Source organism: Nostoc sp. NMS4 (genome assembly GCF_017115095.1).
In the GTDB taxonomy this organism is placed as follows: domain Bacteria; phylum Cyanobacteriota; class Cyanobacteriia; order Cyanobacteriales; family Nostocaceae; genus Nostoc.
On sequence record NZ_JABXKI010000073.1, the window covers coordinates 11,752 to 32,721 of the forward strand.

At 41.0% G+C, this 20,970-nt stretch carries 20 protein-coding genes and 1 pseudogene; 10 read left to right on the forward strand and 11 right to left on the reverse strand.

The annotated features are described in order from the left end of the window. Positions 1-175: 175 nt before the first annotated feature. Positions 176-1,090 carry a gamma-carotene 1'-hydroxylase CruF gene (gene cruF, locus HWQ37_RS03795; RefSeq protein ID WP_292743980.1) on the reverse strand — a complete coding sequence of 305 codons (915 nt, stop codon included), beginning with the start codon at positions 1,088-1,090 and terminating at the stop codon, positions 176-178. A gap of 332 nt (positions 1,091-1,422) precedes the next feature. On the opposite strand from cruF, the gene HWQ37_RS03800 reads away from it, so the two are divergent. Beyond that, positions 1,423-1,869 carry a hypothetical protein gene (locus tag HWQ37_RS03800; RefSeq protein WP_292743983.1) on the forward strand — a complete coding sequence of 149 codons (447 nt, stop codon included), beginning with the start codon at positions 1,423-1,425 and terminating at the stop codon, positions 1,867-1,869. A 107-nt stretch (positions 1,870-1,976) separates the two neighbouring features. Here the strand turns inward: HWQ37_RS03800 and HWQ37_RS03805 are convergent, their stop codons facing one another. Further along, a complete protein-coding gene (locus HWQ37_RS03805) occupies positions 1,977-2,750 on the reverse strand; it encodes an MlaE family ABC transporter permease (protein ID WP_292743986.1) in 774 nt (257 codons plus the stop codon). 263 nt (positions 2,751-3,013) lie between these two features. On the opposite strand from HWQ37_RS03805, the gene HWQ37_RS03810 reads away from it, so the two are divergent. After that, positions 3,014-3,337: a hypothetical protein gene (locus HWQ37_RS03810; RefSeq protein WP_292743989.1), complete on the forward strand. Its 324-nt coding sequence runs from the start codon at positions 3,014-3,016 to the stop codon at positions 3,335-3,337. Positions 3,338-3,501: 164 nt separating this feature from the next. On the opposite strand, the pseudogene HWQ37_RS03815 reads toward HWQ37_RS03810, so the two are convergent. The 3 genes and pseudogenes from HWQ37_RS03815 to HWQ37_RS03825 all read right to left on the reverse strand — a co-directional run. Next, positions 3,502-3,729: pseudogene (locus HWQ37_RS03815) on the reverse strand (zinc ribbon domain-containing protein); the annotation flags it as partial. A gap of 15 nt (positions 3,730-3,744) precedes the next feature. Beyond that, the gene (locus tag HWQ37_RS03820; RefSeq protein WP_363318086.1) at positions 3,745-4,173 is read right to left on the reverse strand and encodes an RNA-guided endonuclease InsQ/TnpB family protein; all 429 of its coding nucleotides are present in this window, start codon (positions 4,171-4,173) and stop codon (positions 3,745-3,747) included. 89 nt (positions 4,174-4,262) lie between these two features. Then, positions 4,263-4,499, reverse strand: a complete 237-nt coding sequence (locus HWQ37_RS03825) for a hypothetical protein (protein WP_292743991.1) — start codon at positions 4,497-4,499, stop codon at positions 4,263-4,265. A 34-nt stretch (positions 4,500-4,533) separates the two neighbouring features. On the opposite strand from HWQ37_RS03825, the gene HWQ37_RS03830 reads away from it, so the two are divergent. The 3 genes from HWQ37_RS03830 (at position 4,534) to HWQ37_RS03840 (ending at position 6,793) form a co-directional block, all read left to right on the forward strand. Next, positions 4,534-5,718 (forward strand): AbrB family transcriptional regulator, encoded by a 1,185-nt coding sequence (locus tag HWQ37_RS03830; protein WP_292743994.1) that lies wholly within the window; start codon positions 4,534-4,536, stop codon positions 5,716-5,718. 164 nt (positions 5,719-5,882) lie between these two features. Next, positions 5,883-6,449, forward strand: coding sequence for a hypothetical protein (locus HWQ37_RS03835; RefSeq protein WP_292743997.1), 567 nt, complete (start codon positions 5,883-5,885; stop codon positions 6,447-6,449). An 89-nt stretch (positions 6,450-6,538) separates the two neighbouring features. Then, positions 6,539-6,793, forward strand: coding sequence for a hypothetical protein (locus tag HWQ37_RS03840; RefSeq protein ID WP_292744000.1), 255 nt, complete (start codon positions 6,539-6,541; stop codon positions 6,791-6,793). 424 nt (positions 6,794-7,217) lie between these two features. Here HWQ37_RS03840 and glsA read toward each other — a convergent pair whose 3' ends face one another. Beyond that, entirely contained in the window at positions 7,218-8,183 is a 966-nt protein-coding gene (gene glsA, locus HWQ37_RS03845; RefSeq protein WP_292744003.1) for a glutaminase A, read from the reverse strand. A gap of 899 nt (positions 8,184-9,082) precedes the next feature. Between glsA and HWQ37_RS03850 the strand changes: the two genes are divergently transcribed. The 5 genes from HWQ37_RS03850 to HWQ37_RS03870 all read left to right on the forward strand — a co-directional run bounded on the left by HWQ37_RS03850 (position 9,083) and on the right by HWQ37_RS03870 (position 15,155). Beyond that, positions 9,083-10,186, forward strand: coding sequence for a septal ring lytic transglycosylase RlpA family protein (locus HWQ37_RS03850; RefSeq protein ID WP_292744006.1), 1,104 nt, complete (start codon positions 9,083-9,085; stop codon positions 10,184-10,186). A 259-nt stretch (positions 10,187-10,445) separates the two neighbouring features. Further along, entirely contained in the window at positions 10,446-12,053 is a 1,608-nt protein-coding gene (locus tag HWQ37_RS03855; protein WP_292744009.1) for a bifunctional pantoate--beta-alanine ligase/(d)CMP kinase, read from the forward strand. 643 nt (positions 12,054-12,696) lie between these two features. Then, positions 12,697-13,299 carry a superoxide dismutase [Fe] gene (gene sodB / locus HWQ37_RS03860; RefSeq protein ID WP_292744012.1) on the forward strand — a complete coding sequence of 201 codons (603 nt, stop codon included), beginning with the start codon at positions 12,697-12,699 and terminating at the stop codon, positions 13,297-13,299. 273 nt (positions 13,300-13,572) lie between these two features. Continuing rightward, positions 13,573-13,779, forward strand: a complete 207-nt coding sequence (locus HWQ37_RS03865) for a hypothetical protein (RefSeq protein WP_292744015.1) — start codon at positions 13,573-13,575, stop codon at positions 13,777-13,779. Positions 13,780-14,018: 239 nt separating this feature from the next. Then, the gene (locus HWQ37_RS03870) at positions 14,019-15,155 is read left to right on the forward strand and encodes an AIR synthase related protein (protein ID WP_292744017.1); all 1,137 of its coding nucleotides are present in this window, start codon (positions 14,019-14,021) and stop codon (positions 15,153-15,155) included. A 102-nt stretch (positions 15,156-15,257) separates the two neighbouring features. On the opposite strand, the gene HWQ37_RS03875 is transcribed toward HWQ37_RS03870, so the two are convergent. From HWQ37_RS03875 to HWQ37_RS03895, 5 genes are all read right to left on the reverse strand, one after another. Continuing rightward, positions 15,258-16,133: an STM4011 family radical SAM protein gene (locus HWQ37_RS03875; RefSeq protein ID WP_292744019.1), complete on the reverse strand. Its 876-nt coding sequence runs from the start codon at positions 16,131-16,133 to the stop codon at positions 15,258-15,260. A gap of 35 nt (positions 16,134-16,168) precedes the next feature. After that, a complete protein-coding gene (locus HWQ37_RS03880; protein ID WP_292744022.1) occupies positions 16,169-17,443 on the reverse strand; it encodes a leucine-rich repeat domain-containing protein in 1,275 nt (424 codons plus the stop codon). Between the two features lie 81 nt (positions 17,444-17,524). Next, positions 17,525-18,868, reverse strand: coding sequence for an STM4012 family radical SAM protein (locus HWQ37_RS03885; RefSeq protein WP_292744025.1), 1,344 nt, complete (start codon positions 18,866-18,868; stop codon positions 17,525-17,527). Positions 18,869-18,919: 51 nt separating this feature from the next. After that, positions 18,920-19,711: an STM4013/SEN3800 family hydrolase gene (locus tag HWQ37_RS03890; protein ID WP_292744028.1), complete on the reverse strand. Its 792-nt coding sequence runs from the start codon at positions 19,709-19,711 to the stop codon at positions 18,920-18,922. A 73-nt stretch (positions 19,712-19,784) separates the two neighbouring features. Then, positions 19,785-20,960: an STM4014 family protein gene (locus HWQ37_RS03895; protein WP_292744031.1), complete on the reverse strand. Its 1,176-nt coding sequence runs from the start codon at positions 20,958-20,960 to the stop codon at positions 19,785-19,787. Between the last annotated feature and the right edge of the window lie 10 nt (positions 20,961-20,970).

Below are 20,970 nucleotides of genomic sequence, written 5' to 3' on the forward strand. Positions count from 1 at the left end.
TAGCGGATAGCTAGGGTTTAGCCCGTGCTGAGTTAGGAGTTAAGAGTTAAGAGTAGAGACGCGATTAATCGCGTCTGTACAAGAGTTAGGAGTTTTGTTTATCTCCTTGTCCCCTTGTCTCCCTTGTCTCCCTTGTCTCCCCTGCCCCCTACTCCCCACTCCCTAATTTCTAGACTTATTTCAAGGCAACTTCAACCTTTGCCTTTGCTACTGATACTTCTTTGGTTACTGGTTCAACAGTAACTTGAGCAGGTGTGGTTGAACTCCTTGACCACAGCGCTACAGCCGGAATCACACCTAGCAATAAGCCAATTAACACAGGAATGGAGAATCCAGCGGCCAAGCTGAGTCCGGCGGCGAAGGCAAAGTTAGTTAAATAAACGACTAAAGGTAGATTGAGTTGCGATCGCTCTAATTTAATCGAGGTATTTCTCCACAATAATCCTGCCACACTCATAAACAGAGCGCTAGTCCCAAACCAACCTAAATAGTTCTGGTAAGGTGTTCCAAAAAAAGCTCCTGGTTGTTCCCAATACCAGAACGGCAGAGAAGTTTGACTCATAGCCGGTTCAAGGGCAAAGTCCCAGCAAGTGAAGAGCAAAGCACCAACGGCGATAGCAGCAATATGGCGACCCCAACTGGGTTTTTGAGCCACTTTCAAACCAGTTCTCGCAATTAAGTAAGACGACAACCCAACATAAAACCAAGATAGAGGAATTGTGAAAGGAACTAGCCCCCCAATTTTATAACCCAAGCCACTTAAGTAGCTATAATCACCAAATGGAAACCCTGTACTAGTTCCCAGTAGTTCACTCCCCAAAGAGATAAACATAGCCGGTAGCATAAATGCTAGCCAAGTTCCTAATCCCAATGTCCGGTAGGCATAAATAGAAACAGCTATTGTCCCTAAGATGATATCAACTACACCACCGCCAGCCATACTTAACTGTACGGCAGTTTCTCCTACCTGCGATAAGTTAAAAATTATTTCGGCATTAGGTACTACCAGTAGCATCCCTACCAGTCCAAAGGCTTTTGACGCGATATGACCAATGAGGCATACGCGTTCAGCAATAATAAGTTGTCTCATGATAATTCCTTAACAAGATGTGACACGCGGCTACTCGGCTGCTAACAGTTTACAAATCTTTAACTAATTTGTACCGCAATTCTCGACAAACTTGTTTGGCTTTCTTGGGAATAGCATAAAGGTCTATTGATTGAAGCTACTATAAAAATATGATGGTAAACTTACTAGTTTAAGCCATATATTCAAAATCTACATATTATCTGTAAGAACTTATGGTTTCTTCTGTTACCGATGTCCATTTATACTGGTAATTCGTTAAAAACGCGAACGTACCTTTAGGTCGAGGAGTGTCAAGCAATAAGACCTTAACCCCATACTAGAAATATAAACCCATGTCAATTTTGAAAAGAGTTCCTTGGGTATCCCTGGCGCTAGTACTGCTGAGTTACAGTACTTTGGGCTGGGTAATATCTGAAACACATGCTTCTATATCTGTATGGGTGGCAACCGTAGTTGCTATCTTGCTTCTAATTGTAACTTTAACGGCTCCTTGGCCGAAGATGACATATTACTACAGTCTTTTTCTGCAATCAAATACTAGGGCTTTCGGCGTTGCCGTCTTAGCAGCTTTCTTATTCTTTATTATGATTGCCTGGTTTCGGGTATTTCTTGATACTTTACTCATCATTTCAGCAACTATATTAGTCAGGATAGACTTTCAAAGAGCGGGTCTTAGGGAAGGGCTAGCTTTTTCAACTGCCTCTATCTTTTCATTGGGAGGTTTAGCTTTGGGTGCGCTAATCTACAAGTTTATATATTCTCAAATTCCGCTAACGTGATAAAATATATCAAAAAATATATCAAAAGCTTACCCATAACTTTCTTTTTCGCTCAGATTCTCAACTTCTTAAAAAAGCCAGGAATCTTGTTTACTATTTACTTCGGTTTAAAACGCAGGTTGATCGAACAGCAGTAGAGAGAGGAAAAAATCCATAATAAAAATGGATACCCAACTAGTAACAACTGCTTTTGTTGCCGATTCTCCTACTTCCTTTGCTCCCCCTTTAGTAGTTAAACCCCAGCTACAGCCAATGACAGCAACCAGCACTCCAAAAATAAACCCTTTTAGCAAAATAATAAATAAATCTGACGGTTCTAAAAAATTTCTGACTGATTCTAAAAATGTTTCGGGAATAATTTGGTAAAACTTTGATGCGGCAAAAACTCCGCCGATGATGCCCATAACTAAAGCCAAAATTGTCATCAAAGGTACCATCAAACTACAAGCAATTACTCTAGGAAGTACTAGATAATCAATGGGATCGGTTTTGAGCATATAAAGTGCATCAATTTGCTCGGTGACTCGCATTGCACCTATTTCTGCTGCAAAAGCAGAACCTACTTGTCCCGCCATAATACTAGCGGTCAAAATTGGAGCCAATTCTCTACAAAAAGCTAAAGCAAAAGCACCTCCCACAGCATCAACAGCCCCAAATCTTACTAATTCTCTCGCCGTCTGAATAGTAAAAATCATTCCGGCAAAACCGCTAACAAGGAGAACTGGAGAGATAGAACCTGGCCCAGCCGTAACAAGATGTTGCAAAATCTTGCGATAGTACGTTTTCCCTTGGAGTAAATGTAGCCACACTTGACCAAAGAGCAGTATTGCTGCAAAACAGCGTGTAATCCAAGATTGCTCAAAATTTGTTTTTGGTTGCAATTTTATCGTCCTTACGACTGATTTTTTTTGCACATTTGTTATATCAATTCTCCAAAATAAGACTACAGATACAAATGGTGGAAACCCAGCCAGATGTAATCTGACTTTAGCTGAAAATAGCACATAAAGCATTGTGAGCTTTTTTGCTGCTGCTCTCATGCGTTGTCTGCTAGTCTGGTCTGTCAAACTAGGAAAAGTAATTGAATCAACTCAAAAGGTTTAAAACTTTAATCATATTTCCAAATAATGTTAAATAATTTTTTATGAGCAGAATAAAATACATAATATTTGTGTTGTTATTAATACTACCTTTCTGCGTGGTGCATCCGGCTTTTGCATCTGTATGTCGCAATTACGATGTCTACGACGGGCTACGCCACCAGATTTGCATTCTCAGTATCAGCAGAAGTGCTAAAAATTACTGGGAATACAGGGTAACCGTTAGCGTGGATGGCATCAAAAGACCCACAGAAGTTTACAATTGTCGGGAACGAGTCAAGGTTCAACAAGCTGGGACGGTTTCGCCTTTTGAGCAAAAAGGCCCTGGTGAGATGATATGCAGCTTTTTTAATTCTTCTCGGCGGTAAACACGCACCAGATAATGAAGACGGTGAAACCTAGATAGATGAATACTGTTAGCCATTCTTGCCAGCTACCAAATGGGTTGTTCATCAGCAAAAGCCGATTAATATTTATTAATCCTACACGCTGATGTTACCAGTAGGTTGCTGTATTTTGAAAGTTGAAATACTCACCGTCCAGCATGAGCAGTGATTCTTGACGCTTCAACGGATTCTGCTACCGAAATAGTCTTACAATTCCTCTGCGTCCGTTTAGAGTCGTGGCGATTCCCCATCCCGACTTGTTCTATGTTTTTGACGGCGTTCCCATCTCTATCGTGTTCAGTGTTGCAATTTAAGCAAAGTATTGAACGAATAGAAAGGTCAACTTTGCCCCATTTAAATCCACATTCGGAGCATACTTGGCTTGTAGGTTACCATCTGTTAACTGTGCGAAAATCACGGCTAAGTTTTTCGGATTTAGCCTCGCACAAGTTCCTAAATTCTCTCCATCCTTGCAAGCTAATTACTCTAGACAATCGGCGGTTTTTAACCATTCCTGACACGTTTAAATCTTCCAAAACAATAGTCTGATTTTCGCTAACTATTTTGGTAGATAGTTTATGCAAGAAGTCTTTGCGGGTATCTGTAATTTGATTATGCAGTTTTGCAATCTTAACGCGAGTGATATTTCTGCGTTTTGATTTTTTAGGCTGACGTGCTAGTTTTTTCTGGAGTTTGCGAATTTTTCTATTCTTACTTGAATAATTAGGACTTTCAGCCGTTTCGCCATTACTCATGAATGCAAAAGTTTTCAAGCCTAAATCAATACCTATGCTTTGGTTTTTAGCATCAATATGAATAGGCTCAGTTTATACTACAAAACTCAAAAAATAACGATTAGCACAATACCCATTTTTCTGATAAAGGAAGACTAGTCAAAAAATCTTAGCTAATTTTCTGGAATCGGTAACAACTGGGTGGTAGTACATATTAGAGCATCGATATTATACTGAACTTCTATAACTAACCTTCGGGGAATATATCCCCATTGTTTCCACTCAAAAACCCGATCGTGAAGATCGGGTTTTTGATGTTTATTAGGACTAATTAGTAAAGCAGTTGGCATACATACCTGTGCGGATAATGTGTAGCGTGCGATCGCATCGCCAGATCTCCACTTTTGCACCTATAGCTTAGACTGATAAAAAAGCTTAGTATCGATGAATCAAAGTGCAAGTGGTACTCCCAGCCTAAAAAAACACACTCATGAAAACCCTGTTGCTACTAAACAACAGCTATTTGGGAAGCAACTAATTGTCCTTACCTTGGAAATGCTTTTGGCATTACCTCTGGGTTTACTCCTGGCAAAATTCCAAATTGGCAGAGTTGCCTGGATATTTGGCGGGATTGCGGCTGGTACAGTTATTCTCCAAGGATGTCGCATTTTTTATCAATATTCTCCCCAACCTAACCGCACCGCCAGAAAAGTGGGAATGGCACTTGTCGGCTTAACTGTCGGGGCTTCCAATGCCCACGCTAATCTAGCCAGTGTTGCTTCTGGTATTCCCATATTTATTTTTCTTACCTTATTTATGCTGTTGAGTGGAAGCTGTATCGGTTACATTTACTCCCGCGTCAGCAAAACCAACCTATTTACAGCAATGCTGGCTACAGTTCCTGGTGGTGTCGGAATTATGGCAGCGATCGCAGCCGATTACAATAAAAATGTTAGCTTGGTTGCCCTCGTTCAGGCGATTCGCGTCACCTCTGTAGTTGTTCTAATTCCCTTCATCGCTAGGACATCAGTTGGTAATGATTATCCGCAAACACTCCCAATCAACGCTGCTTGGCTCAATCTCGATCCATCTCAACTAGAATTACTCTTATTAGTACTGCTAATCACTGGATTAGTAGTTTATCCAGCTATATTATTTAAAATTCCTGCCGGCGATTTCTTTGGTGCATTGTTGATTGGGATCGGGTTTAATCCTTTGCTACATTCGCTGCCTTTTGTGGGTGATATTAGCTTTAGTCCGCCGCCAATAATAAACTTATTGGGTCAAATGCTTCTGGGAATTACCATTGGTGAATATTGGGGAGACAAACCCAACTTTAAAAAGCGGACTGTCGGCTATGCTTTGATGTCTGTGGGCATGACTCTCGTAGCCGGAGCGATCGCTGCTATACTTGCGATGCAATTAACCTCTTGGGACTGGTTAACCTGTCTTTTAGTCACAGCACCAGGAGGATCGGCAGAAATGATTCTAGTTTCCCTGGCATTGAATCATAATGTTGAAATTGTCACAACTGGTCATTTAGTGCGACTAATTGCGATTAATAGTTCCTTACCACTTTGGGTGTTTTTGTTTCGCCGTCTAGATGAGCAAGTTTCTGAACCAGTTTAATTTGCTTAAAAATAAAGGTTATAACAGAGCGATCGCATGAAATTTAATCCAGATTGTGTACCAAAATTCCGAGCGTTCCACCTATCACATATAACTAAACAGATTTTCTGTCAAAACAACTTTAGCAAAGACGATACTCTGAGTCAATTACTCAGCTTTTAATTATGAAAATACAACGCACGATTTACTGGGACAAGCTGACAGAGATTCAAGAATTAAAAGAGTTTTTTGAAGAAGATTTTCAAGGGTTTAAAAATCTCATAGAAAATCGTATTGAAGAGGTTGAAAAATTTTCTGATGAAGCTCTAGATAAATTTAGCAAACTGCGGGCGTTAGAAGTAACTAATGGTTGCACTCAATGGGGATTTCGTCGCGGCGATAAAGAATGTTTGTCTCTAGAACAGACCCGTGAATGTATGAATCTAGTCATGGGATTTATGAAACGGACAGAATTATATTTCCCCAGTGAGGGTCAAATTGAATTTGATGACGAAGAAAAAGCATTTATTCAAGCAGTGCGATCGCTTTACAAAGATGCATTTAAAAACAATGTTAAAGAGTCAGAGCGTGAATACTACGCTGCATCAATAGCCCAGTTTATTGTCATTGGGCATGAACGTATGGAGCGAGCTATGGTATTAGTCAAGCAAAATTATGAAACTCTCTTTTCGTCCTACTACATTGAACGAGGACAAAAATATATTGCTCCCTATTTAAGAGGGTTTGAATAGACATCTCTGAAATATAGCAGTCCTAAATCTTTAGAGGAGTTGGGGTTCTACATTTAGAATTAAATTCTGATTATTTACGGAGCTAAATAATGAGCCTTTCAATTGAGCGTGTTTTAAGTGAAATTGATCAATTGACTCTAGTAGAGCAGATGCAGGTATTAGAGCATTTGGTGAAGCAGATCAAGCAATCTGTTGAAGCTGTTGCTGTAACTGAAAAGCCTAAGCATAAGGTGACTGATTTTTATGGGATAGCTCCCAATCTACTAGAGGGAATGGATGCTCAGGTATGGGTAAATCAGTTGCGGGATGAGTGGGAAGATCGCGAAGCATGGAAGTCAACTTAACGTTAAAAGGGCGGTTAGAAACCGCGTCTACACAGACGAAACCCGCCTACGCGGGTTAAAAACATTAATTTTCTCTTAGTCCGCGTAGGCAGACTTTGTTTGTGTAGCCGCGAATTCCATGAGACTGTTGGCGAATTAATAAGGGGTTTAACCCATCATTCCTCATTACTCTAATTTCAGTCCGTTTCAACGGACTTGAGCTATTAGCCCGAAATTTATTTCAGGGCGGGAAAGCAACGCCAAACCAATGTTTTAGGGGTGAGGGGTCAAACCCATCGAGAATTGACCAACAGTCTCATTCCATTCGCCCAGGCTTAAGTTGACACCAATGGCAGGATACCCACCCCACAAGATGGATAATTTATTTCTTGGAAATCCCTTAAAGGGGGTAACTAAAGTTTGCTAGAGGTTTAAATTTCGCCTCTTAACCTGAACACTCAAATAGATGTAAACCCAACCTTTGGGAAAGTTCTTCACAAACCTTTACCCCCCGTACACTATTACCACGCACATCCAACAACGGTGAAAAAACTCCGATGCCCATTTTATTGGGTACAACGGCGATAATCCCGCCACAAATCCCGCTTTTCGCCGGAATCCCAATTTTATAAGCCCACTCACCCGCAAAGTTGTACATCCCACAGGTATACATCACACTCAAAATATCTTTGATGTAACGCTTATCTACCGCCTGTTCTTTGGTGATGGGGTTAATACCTCTGTTAGCAAGAGTAGCCGCCATCACTGCTAAGTCTTGGCAATTCACCATCACAGCACACTGCTGGAAATAAAGATCCAAAGCCTCTTCAATATTCGGGTCAATCATGCCAAAGTTGAGCATCAAATGCGCCATTGCGCGGTTGCGATGCCCTGTACTGCGTTCTGAGGTAAAAACTGAAATATCAACAAGCACGTCGCGGCCAATATATCGCCGAAACATATCTAGCATTCGGTTGAGGCGTTCAGTAGGGCCGGAACCTATAATTAAACTAGTAGTGGCGATCGCACCTGCATTTACCATTGGATTATAAGGTCGCTTCGATTGCTCATCCAAAACAATCGCGTTGAATGCATCCCCCGTCGGTTCTACGCCAACTCTAGTTAAAACGTAATCCAGTCCATGATCTTCTAAGGCAAGTCCATAAGCAAACACCTTAGAAATTGACTGAATGGTAAAAAGTTGCTCGTAGTCCCCAACTTTGTAAACCTGACCATCTACTGTCACAATGCAAATGCTGAACAAATCCGGGTTTGCCTTTGCCAGTTCGGGAATGTATTTCGCTACTGCACCCTCTCGCAGTGACTTGTACTGGGAATGCAACTCGTAAAGAAAAGCTAATAATGGCGATGGTTCTATTTCTAAATCTCCTGGATGTGCTTGGTTAGTCATTAGGCAGATGGCATTTCCCAAAATACCTACTATATATAGAAGAGGTACACCTGTATATCCCTACAGTTACAAATATTTTGTCAAAAACAGCTTGCTCTCAAAAATCATCCTTGAGCAATTACTGAAATTAAACCAGATAAGATGTATTTTTTGTTACATGAAACATCTGTTATCCAAGCGATCGCAAAGTTTTCTTAATTTTTAAGTCATTAATCCTGAAAAATATTAACTTGGGTATTGTCCTTTTTTTTATACTCAGCAATACGGTATCAAGAAGTTATATATATCACCCATATCAGTCTAGTTATGGAGAACAAAAGTAATGATTGATGTAAGTAGAAAAAACTTTAAAAAAAGAGATTAGACTCAAACTAATTTGCATAATTATTTAAGATGTAACTCATATCACGACTTATTCAGAGTTAAATCTAAATATTTCATTAAATAAATGATTTTAAGTATTTATGCCGATGCCATTTAATAAAAGTTATATTAGCTTCTTATAGGAAATAGCTAAAATCAATGTGATCTAGAATACACGAGTAGTTACGAGCCTTTAGAAGTGATGTGAATAGGGTATCGCTACTTTAGTGTGAAATAAGCGTAAAGTTTTTTTAATAAATTTTTGACTTGCATTAAAAAGCGTTACATAGCCAAAGTCCGCTTTTGAGAAAGGTTTCGCCCTTCAAATTGGCATGGGAATTTGAGAAAGTGGCCGATAGTTACGCTAAAACCCTGATCCCCATGCCAAAAGGTTCGTGTTAGTCTGTTGCAGTTATAAGGAACAAAGTGAAAACGGAACGAGTTCGAGTTTTTCAAAAGGGAAATCACTTTCATTAGTGAAAAATCCCGCAAGTTATAAAACTTTAAGTTCTACAGTCGCTTTCAAAAACGGACGCATGAATCAAAGACATTTGTGGATTATTGTTGCCCTGTCTATGGCTGCTTTGGGTATACCTTCAGTCGGTTGCACTCAAACCACCAAGGGGAATGCGCTAGCATCCCAAAAATCACCTGCCCCTGATGTGGTTAAGGTGGGAGAGTACCAATCCAGAGCAGGGAAACAAACCTTGGATGCTGTGATTACAGAAATTCATCCTCACAACATTAGAGGACGTAAGGCGGCAACCCTTTTTATCAAAAATATACCTGTTCTGACCTTTTTGAGTTCTGTATCAAATACGAATCTTGAGACTAAAAAAGTTGGTGCAATTGGCAATACTGGGGGCGTACAAGGGTACGCCCTTATTGCTAGCAATTTACCGAATGCATTGAATACTGGGAACGCAACAGATGCGATTAACCAGATCAGCGAGGGTGACAATGACCCGGTTCAGATAGCTGGTGTAATAGCAGCTAAGATTAACCAGTTGAACCGGGAAAACGTAGATGGTAGTAAGATTACCGTCAGTTGGAAAGCAGGGGAAAAATCTACTGCCAACCAAGCCCAAAACAAAAGCGTTCCCCTCCAACAAAATGGCGATCGCTATATAATCAAAATTAATGGCGAAGAGTTGGTAGAAATCAACGAAGGTACGCGATTAGCAGGTACTACCAACGATCTAGCGCAAGATGCATTGCAAGCAACCAATCGCCTACGGAGACTACTAGGCAATGCGTCTCCCCTAAAAGAAATTGCGAATTTACCAGTGCGTCAACCAATATCAATACCAAAGCTACCCCAACAGATTGCCGTCGGAGTAGTGCGAGCCACCTTGAGAGGCATGGCTTCTTATTACGGCTATGATGGCTCTGGTACTCGTACTGCTAGCGGTCAGAGATTCAATCCAGAAGAAATGACTGCCGCCCATCGCAGCTTACCCTTTGGTACGCAAGTGCGTGTAACCAACACCCGCAACGGTCGTTCTGTAGTACTGCGGATTAACGATCGAGGCCCATATATTCGAGGTCGAATCATCGACGTATCTGCTGGCGCAGCTCGGATTTTGGGAATGATGGGCAGTGGTGTTGCACCAGTACATATTGAGGTCTTGGGGAAATAATTTAGAGGCTGGGGAGTGAGGGAGACAAGGCAGACAAGGGAGACAAGGCAGACAAGGAGATAAACAAAACTCCTAACTCTTGTACAGACAAAGATTTTTCGCGTCTCTCTACTCCTAACTCCTAACTCTTAACTCAGCACGGGCTAAACCCTAGCTATCCGCTAACAGCACTCAGCACTCCTAACGTTCAATCACCTCTTCCGTCTATTTCGGATATAAACTAACGGGGGAGGGATCGATAAGAACTAGGGGTATTTTTGTGCGCTTGCTGACAACAGTTGCAGCTTTACGCTGCTATTTAACTAAACGCTGCTCAGAAAACAAGCTAATTGCGGTTACTGAGGATCTGAGACTAGATGAGATGACTGGCTGGTATCAGACGGCAGTTGGTCTGGTGCCAACGATGGGGAATTTACATCAAGGTCATTTAAGCTTAATCCAACGGGCGCGGCACGAAAATTCTACGGTGATTGTGAGTATTTTCGTCAATCCCCTACAATTTGCTCCTAATGAGGATTATCAACGCTATCCCCGCACTTTAGAGCAAGACCAAGAATTTTGCGAACAAGCTGGGGTAGATGCCATTTTTGCACCGACTCCGGGAGAAATGGCAGTTCCTCAGAAGAATATACAAGAATCTAAGGTTACACAAGTTATCCCCCCATCTGCTATGATCACAGGCTTGTGTGGTCGTTCTCGGCTGGGTCACTTTCAGGGTGTTGCTACGATTGTTACCAAACTTTTCAACTTGGTACAGCCTGACCGTGCCTACTTTGGTCAAAAGGATGGTCAGCAACTAGCAATTATTAAACGCTTAGTAGCTGACTTAAATTTGCCAGTAGAAATTGTTGCTTGTCCAACAGTGCGGGAAGCGTCGGGTCTTGCCTTCAGTTCTCGCAATCAATATTTGACTGCAACGGCACAAGAGCAAGCGGCTGCATTATATCGTGGCTTGCGACGAGCTGAAGCTGCATTTATTGCTGGCGATCGCAATAGCAACAAGTTGATAGCAGTGGTACAGCAAGAAGTGGCAATGGTCAGCACGGTCTGTGTGGAATATATTGAATTGGTTGAACCGACTACGTTGATGTCTTTAGAAAAAGTTGAGGAGGAAGGAATATTGGCGATCGCAGCTCGTCTTGGTGCTACACGTTTGATTGACAATATAATATTGCGCGATCGTCAACCCATTATCGCCATTGATGGCCCGGCTGGTGCTGGAAAATCTACAGTGGCGCGGCAAGTGGCAGCAAACCTGAGTTTAGTGTATTTAGATACAGGAGCGATGTACCGTGCTGTCACTTGGTTAGTATTGCAAAAGGGGATTGATATTGATGATGAGTGTGCGATCGCAGAATTAACTAATCAGTGTAAAATTGAACTTACTCCTAACCAGGATTTACAATCGTCCGTGCGGGTTTGGATTGATGGCACTGATGTTACCCAGGTAATTCGCACCATTGAGGTAACTTCTCTTGTATCGGCGATCGCGGCACAAAGCGCTGTCCGTCAAGCACTGGTTAAACAACAGCAAAGTTGGGGTAAAAGAGGTGGTTTAGTTGCTGAAGGTCGGGATATTGGTACTCATGTATTCCCCGATGCCGAAGTGAAAATCTTCTTAACCGCTTCTGTAAGTGAACGCGCCCGTCGCCGCCATCAAGACTTTAACACCCAAGGTCAACCCGAAGTGAGTTTAGAGCAGCTGGAACACGACATTGCCGAACGTGACTGGAAAGATAGTACACGCAAAGTTTCTCCTTTGCAAAAAGCTGCCGATGCGATCGAACTTCAAACTGATGGTTTGGACGTTTCTGAAGTCACCGCACAAATCGTTAACTATTACCAACAGCGTTTATCTCAGTGTTAATTACCGCTATTTGCTGTTAGTTTTTTAGTTTTAAAGGGTGGTGGGTGAGTGAATAATCACTCACCATCCTCAAAATTGAAGAAGAATTCAGGAGTCAGAATCAAGACGCGACTCGAAAATCTAATCTTTAGGCAGCTGTAAAAATATTCTAAATTTATTTAAATATTAAATCAATCTCGCTTTCGACTGATTTTTCACATCGTAATTAATCCTACTAAAGATAGAAGTATGAAAGCTTTAATTGCTAAATGCTAATTAGTTATTGGCCTTTCATAATTAGGACTTAGGCACAGGTAACGAAAAATCGAACCACAGTAGACGCTTTGCGGCTACTCTACGAGAATGCTAAGAGCGAACCCGCAGGGTGGCGCAGAGAACACAGAGAAATGAAAGTTTTAGAGATATTTTGCGTAAGTCCTGATAATGAAATATTAGTCATTTTTATTTATAGTCAGGAATTGCTAGCGATTTGACTTATCACCGAAGTACTTTGTTTTCATATTCACTTTGGTAGTAGAATGACGATGTTAAGTTTTATGTTCCCTGATTAAAGACATAAAACCTCTAAAAATAAAAGCTATTAATTTTCCAAACATCTGCAATAGCTTAAAACTGGAAACCGGTAAAGAGAGGATTTGACACAATGGCATTTGTACAAGACCCACTACCCTTTGAAAAGAATGCTCTAGAGCCTTTTGGCATGAAAGCTGAAACTTTCGAGTATCACTATGGCAAGCATCACAAAGCTTATGTAGACAACCTCAACAAGCTCACTGAAGGTACAGAACTTGCTGATAAGTCGCTGGAAGAAGTGATCAAAATTTCCTTTAAAGACTCTTCTAAGGTAGGAATCTTCAACAATGCGGCCCAAGTTTGGAACCACACTTTCTTCTGGAATTCCTTGAAACCCCAAGGTGGTGGCACACCCACAGGTGAACTCGCAGCCAAAATCGATAAAGATTTTGGTAGCTTCGACAAATTCAAAGAAGAGTTCTCTAACGCGGCTGCAACTCAATTCGGTAGCGGTTGGTCTTGGCTCGTCGATGATGGTGGTACGCTGAAGGTGATCAAAACACCAAATGCAGAAAATCCCCTAGCTCATGGTCAGAAGGCACTCCTAACCTTGGATGTTTGGGAACATGCCTACTACATTGACTATAAAAACGCCCGTCCAGCGTTCATCAAGAATTTCCTAGACAACTTGGCCAACTGGGACTTTGCTGCTGAAAACTTGGCTAAAGCTTAATTACTTGGCAGCTTTGAACTGGCTGCGATACCTTTTAGCCAGAGATGTAAAGTAGAAATAATTCAGTTAACACCCTTGTCAGCAGTCACGATAGTAGTCAGTCAAGTTTAAATTCATGGGTAAACGAGTTCGTAGTAAGGACTTTAATCCTTATTTTCTAAGCACTAAAGTGCTTACTACAAACCCTGAAAATTAGCTTAGACATTGTACTAGTATCGTGACTGTTTTTGGTTAGGTGTTGAGGGATGGTGGAGAAATCAAAATATAAAATATATGGATAGCCAAGAACTAGCGCAATACATCGAAGCTACGAATAGCATCTCTAAACCTTGGGTATTGGTACAACTGCGCCTCAAGAAATTGCAAGAGCGTCGAGCCACCCTGACAAACGATGTTTATACTAAAGAATTAGAAGATATTTACCAAGACTTGATGAATTTGGGGGAATGGTGGCGCGGTATTGAAGATGAGGTATTTTAAAGTGAGGAGTTATGAGTTATGAGTTTTCCTAACTTTTAACTCCTAATACCAAGTTCTGTATGAAGATGCGCTAAACCATAAGTACAAAAAAGAAAAACGAACCGCAAAGGACGCATTCGCGCAGCGTCTCGTCAGAGAAGGACACAAAGAAAGAAGTTAAAAGGGAAAAGGGTTTGGCGCAGCCTCACAAAGAAATGGTATAACTCCTAACTTAAAACACTAACTTAAAACACAACCTGATGGCTCAAGCTCTCGATCAAGTCGATTACGATACTCTCGATGCTGCAAAACGACGCTTCATTGATGCCGCAAAACGCACACTTGGCTTTGCAAGCGCTTATGGCATCGTACCCGCGTCAGGTCTGGGAGCGAGCGCTAACGCTTTCAGCTTCAACCTCGCTCCGTTTCTAGAGGCTGGGGCTAGAGAACTTTCGATGACACTTGTACCCGAAGGACTAGGCACAGCAGACGATACCCGCCCTGATGACCTTTCCGAAGAAGAACTTCGACGATTTTGGTGGAATATTGGTATCAAGATCATCTCGTGTCTTACGAATGATGCCGCAACTTCAGGTATGCAGACTATACTTCTCGGTCTTTATCTGCCGTCAAGCACTCCTGAAACAATCTTTACTCCTGCTTTCCTTGATGGGTTTCTGGATGGAGTCGTTGAAGGGTGCAAACGAGTCGGGTGTGTCTATCTCTCTGGGGAAACTCCTCAACTAAAAACTAAGATGATTCCAGGGCGGCTCGACATCGCCGGCTCGGTTTTTGGGGTTATGCCCGCTGGTATCGCTCCCATTGATAGCTCGCGTCTGGATGCCGGAAATACCATTGTTCTCGTCGAAAGTTCGGGGCCTCATGAGAATGGCTTTACCCCACTGCGAAAGCTCGCTGAGTCGCTTCCTGATGGCTATAGAACAAAACTTCCGAGTGGGCAGGAGTTTTGGGAAGCGATGAATGCTGCGTCCTATCTCTACACGCCCCTTGTACAGGCAGTACTTGGCGAGGGGATTCGTCCGACGGCGATGGAGAATATCACTGGTCATGGCTGGCAAAAGCTGATGCGGTCGGTGAAGCCGCTACGCTATGTCATTGAAACGATGCTCCCAGTACCAGAGATATTTACGTTTGTTGAGAGTCATCTTGAGGGCGGGACCCAGACGATGCTTTCAGTGTTCAATTATGGTGCTGGATTCGCATTCTATACAGAGTCGGAGCAGGATGCAGAGAGAATTGTCCTGCTGGCAAGAGAACATCAACTTGCGGCTGTGATTGCCGGCAGGGTTGAAGCATCCCTTTCCCGCGAGGTAGTGGTGGAACCTTTGGGAGTCACCTTGAAGGGAGATACTTTTGGAATTGCGCGAGGGGTATGATGTAGGCCAAGCGATCGCGGCAATAAAAAAGAAGAATTCAGGAGTCAGAATCAATTTAAGTATGGTTTTACACCATGCTTAATTGTACACCGCCATCGATATTTATATTACAGTACAATTTTGATTAACCCAATTATCAGGAATTCTTTCTAAAATACCAGAACCAAATACCTTATTCATTTCTAAATATTCTAGATGAACATAACCAATATGACAGTGACAAGTTTGGTTGCTACAAGGTTGTTCAAATAAAGCTGCTTCCCAGGTATAATCGTAAATATTACCAATTGCTGCTTTAATAAAATGACATCGGTACATTGTCCCGTCACCATCAATAGAAATCACTGATTTTCCAGCCTGACAAGAATGCCCAAAGCTAGGATAATGTTGAGTATTTAATTCATATAATGGGTCGATAGATTGAAAAAATTCTCGATTTTCTGGTGATAAATTAGGAAGTTCAGCTTTCACAGCATTAATCCACAAATAAACGTGGTTTGGTAACTCTTGACGTAAAGCTGCTATTTCCGCTTGAAACTTGGGAAAACCTACAACTCCAACGCTAAATTTGACATTTTTGTTGTCTAGATTTAGGCATTTTTGTAAAAAGCGATCGCGTGACACCCATTCGGAATGAAAAGTTGCCCAAAGCGCCAATTTATCTTTGTTACATTCCTCTACCCAATCTAAATTACAAGATAGATTAGTTTGAATTGCTGCTTTATTAACATTAGGCAATTGCGTTAATTTTATCAGTGCTTGCTGATACCAAGAATGGATTAGGGCTTCTCCCCAAGGAGTAAAAAGAATTGAAAATTGATGTTGGGGATGTTGGGAAATAAAATTAACAAAACGTTCTAAAGATTGTTTATCGATTGCTAATTCGGCGGCTGTTTGTTGGCGTTTAGCAAAGGGGCAATATTCACAACCATAGTTGCAACTGATTAAAGAACCGCGATAGAGGATAGTGAGGTGCATAGTAATAGTTATTATTGAATATTAGTTAAATTTGATTATTCGCAGACAGAATAATATCTATCTGGTGTTTTTTGTCTCTCGGAAATAACTTCAATATCAAATTGATTAAATTCTTTAATTATCTCATCAGTTAAATAATTATCAGTAATATCAAGAGTATCTAGTTGACGAATAGATGGACAATTAAGTAAACATTCTGCACCCTTGCATCCTAAGTTTCCAACTGAAAGGTCTAGTTCTAGTAAATTTTCAAGAATTGGAGAATCTACTATAGCACAAGCCAATTCATCTGAAAAGTTACAATCACGTAATCCTAAATATTTAAGATTTGGAAATATATAAGGACAATCTGTGATGAATTTAATAACAAAGTCATACGCCCAATTACTTGATCCCAACCATAATTCAAGGTATTCCAAGGCTGGTAATTCTAGTTGGCAAATTTCATCAAGCACATCATAATGGGAAAATGCATATGACTCGATAATAATTGCTTTTAAATTTTCATGTCTAACTGGAATGAATTGCATCCCGGTGAAGTATTTGTAATACCTGGAAGAACTATTGCAGCGAATCTTTAATACTTCTAATTGTGGATAAGCTAACAAAATATAACTTAAATTACTGTATACAAGTGGCAAGTAACCCAATTCATAATCATTAACATCTCCTATAAATAAAGCTTTAATATTACTAAGTTGTTCATGAGCATTAAGTAATGCATCCATAACAGGACGGAAAGTGTAATCTTCTAAAGAACTTGTGTACCACAATCCGAATACCAAAGCTTCAATCTGATTAGCGAGAGGACTTTGCAACAATATTTGCAGCTTGTCTACACTACTCATAACGAGTTTCCCATAGCGTTCTGCTGGGATAATCCTTAAAGCGTAAGCTATATCAACTGTGTCACTAATCTTAGTGGTAGGATCAAATTCAATCACTTTCCGGTTAGCGAATGTAGTTGAATAACCACAAGGAATACTATAGACTTTTTCAAAGCTCGTCCAGAATTTGTAATTTTTTAAAGCTAATTCTACTTGAGGATCTTCTATATTTTTTAAAATTTTTAATGCTGCTTTTTGAACTTTCCTAGATTTATTTTTCAAAGCTTCAATTAGCAAATATAACCCTGCATCGCCATAGTTTAATGCTTCACTTACCGCTGCAATTCCAACTTCAATATTGGAACTTGATAAACGTCTTTTAACACCTTCAATCCCACCTAAAACAACACCTTGTACTGGTGGCGGTGCTTCTCCTCCGAGTACTGCATCAAATTCTCCAGGCTGATTTTGATTGTTTGTCATATTTTTTCCAACGGTAGATGTAATATAAATATCCGTAGAAACGTGATTAATCGCTTCTCTACAAATCTTTTTGAAACCCCACTATTTCAATTCATAATCCTGCATTAATTCCTGAACTTTCTCAGAAAATAACCACGCGCCAATAGTGTCAGAACGCTCAATGCCAAATTCAGTTAACTGTAAAATATCCTCATCTTTTATCGCCAAATTCAAAGCAAGCAGTTCTGAAAATTCTGGAAAATCAGCGTATACTTCACTACCAAATTGCTGACGATAACTAGCACAATTCAATCCTTCATCGGAAAGCAAAGATAACAAAATATAGCGCCGACGTTGTTCTTCAGCATTTAGTTGAAAACCATAGTGCGCGTACTCAAATGACTCATCTGCTGTTTGAATATATGCTTGTAAAATCTCGCTGATTCCCTTTGCTCCCACTGCATATTCGTTGGAGTAGTGCAAAGTATTAGTATAAGAACGTGCGCCACAACCTAAACCAATCATCCCGTCGGCTTGACAGCAGTAGACGGGAGATGAGGGAGAAAGATTGCTACCTTGTCCCTCTTCCAAGCGTCGAAACATCCGCATGGAAACTTGCGTATATCCTTCTGACAATAATAGCGATCGCCCTTCCCGATAACAAGCTAAACGAATATCGTCCCATTCTCGATCTGTGCGTCCCAAACCTGTGAGCGATCGCACGTACAATGGATATAGATAAATTTCTTCTGGTTGAAAACGCAAGGTAGCTTGTATTGATTGCAACCAAGTATTTACTGTTTGTCCGGGTAAACCGTAAATCAAATCAATATTCAGAGTGGGAAATCCCATCTCTTTTATCCTTGTCAGGGTTGCTTCTACTTGGGTAGTAGATTGACGGCGCTGGGTGGCTAAAACTTCCGAATCGATGAAGCTTTGGACACCAATGCTAACACGATCGACGGCGTGCGATCGCAACAACTTTAACTTATCCTCAGTGGCGGTTTCTGGCGAAACTTCCACAGAAATGGGAATTTCCAGTAACTTTGCACCCATCGTACTTTCGGCAATATTGAGAATAGTTTCGAGGTGCTGAATCGGTAATTGGGTGGGAGTTCCGCCACCAATAGCGAACCTAGCAAATGACGCATCACCCAACACCGCTTTCATTCGTTGCGCCTGTCGCTGTAACGTGCGGACATATTGACTCATAAAATCTTCATTGTGGCTGACTGTAGTAAACAGGTTGCAGAACCCACAACGCATTTCACAAAACGGTATATGTATGTAGAGAAATAGCGCTTGCCTATCTTGCTGCGCCCAAAGTTCTGGGAGATGCACAGGTGGAGTGAGGGGACGGTAAGCTGTTTTGTGGGGATAAGAATAGACGTATGCTTGATAAGGAGACTCGGCAATTTTTGATTTAAGATTTTGGATTGTCAGCATAAGATTTAAAAGAATTTAGAACTCTGCGCCTCTGCGCCTTTGCGTGAGTTTTCATAAAATAAACTCTGCATAGGGAACAGTCCAAACCACAGGATGGCTAAGTCGATGTCCAGTGTAACCATCTTCACCATAAGTTGTCCCGTGGTCGGAACAGAGAATGCAAAAAGTAGAATGCCTTTGTCGTATAATATTCCAGAGTTTGGCCAATTGGCGATCGACATATTCCAAAGCTGCGGCGTGAGATTCAATGGTATCGATTTTATCTTTTGCATCGGGAAGATAGAAATAATTTGGTTGATGCAAAGCCGAAATATTTATAAATAAAAATATGCGTTGATTATTTGGCGTTTTTTCTAAAATTTGTCGCGCCAGATTTACCTGATTTTCTGTAGATTCGGGGTTAGTAACACCTAATTCTGGACTCCAATAACTTTCGGCAAACATTGAGGGAATTACATTACCTAAAGGGTTGCATTTGTTGAAAAAACCAACTCCACCAATGCAAACTGTATAATATCCCTTTGCAGCTAATCCATTAACAATATTTGAGCTATCTAACACACAAGTTGTATCAGTTGTAGTGGTACTTCCTTCAAATCCCAAAGCAAAAAGACGGGGGTGAATTCCAGGCGTTACAGGTGTGGGTAAAAAGCCTGCAAAAAACGCATGATGAGAAGCATAAGTGAAATTTCCGGGTGAATGGCGTTCTTCCCAGCCTGTTTTAGGAAGTACTTTTGCTAAGTTTGGAGTGCGTTTTTGTGCGAGTAAATCTTTGGCTACGTCGTAACGTAGTGTGTCTAATGTGATAAATAAGATATCGTGATTTCCAACTATTTGATTCATATTGAACATGGCGAAGAAAAATATTTTTTTATGCTCACGCAGAGGCGCAGAGTCGCAGAGAGTAAAGAGAAATTTATAAAAATCTCTGTGTTTTCTGTGTCTCTGTGGTTCGTTCCAAAATAGCCTTAACTTCACTCGTGTAAGTATCCATACCATTCCACAAAATACCTGGTAGTAAATCACCGAAAGCATTAATCTCTAAAATCGCATGAGTTTTCCAATCTGGTAAAATTAATAAATCAACTCCGCAATATAAACTATTAGGAAATAGCGCTGCTGCTTGTTCACAAGTTCGCTTCATTATCTCCCAATTTTCTACACCAAGTTTTGCTAGAAATTCCTCAGTATTTCCCCGTTCATTGCCCAAATGCAAATTTGTCATGGGACTTTTACCAAGGCGAACAACGATATGCTGTGCTTCACCATTGATAACCACCACACGCACATCAAATCCGCATTCTTGTAAATGTGCTTTGGGTAGCCATTCTTCAACTTGTACGCCTTCTGCTGTCAAGATATTGATAATATCGGCGATTTCTTCGTGATGGGTATAGTGCCTAATTTTCCGGGAGTTGTAAAGCAGAGTTTGCCCATTTTCTCGCACTCGTTCGACGGTGGTAATGGCTGATTCAAAACGCGAATTTGCGCGGTAAGCAACGACTCCAGAAGCTGCGGAACCGTGGGAAAGTTTGACGAATACTCGTTCTATTCCCTGCATTTGCATTTGTTCGCGTAAATGTTCGTAGTTGTGGATTTTACCTAATGAACGCGGAACGGGGATATTATGATGGCTGAATCTTTCGTGACAAGCTGGTTTGTCAAACATCACAGCGATATCTTGGGGATGGTTCATCAACTCGCCATTTGTGAGGAGGGGAGAAAGTTGGGTTTCCCATTTTTGCAATAGATACCGCCAGCCTAAATACCACTGTCGCGGATAGAGGATGAGTCCTTTGTCAAATTCTAATTTTGTTGCTGCTTCTGCACTGATATATTGATGACTGGAAGTAGAAAAAATCTCCTTACTCCCTTCTGCAATGATGGCTTTATCAACATCAAAGTTTTTTTCTGGAGAGTCAAAGCGGATAATAGTGTTGGGTGTATTGAATTGTTCGAAAGTTTGTTTTCCTGCTATTAAGTCGGCGTAATCTACTACCGTGGCTGGTGGTAAGTTGAAATGGGCGATCGCTTCTTGGAGGAAACCGACACGGCGGTTTTCGGGGTTGGCGATGAGGATAAAATTTAGCATTATCTAATAT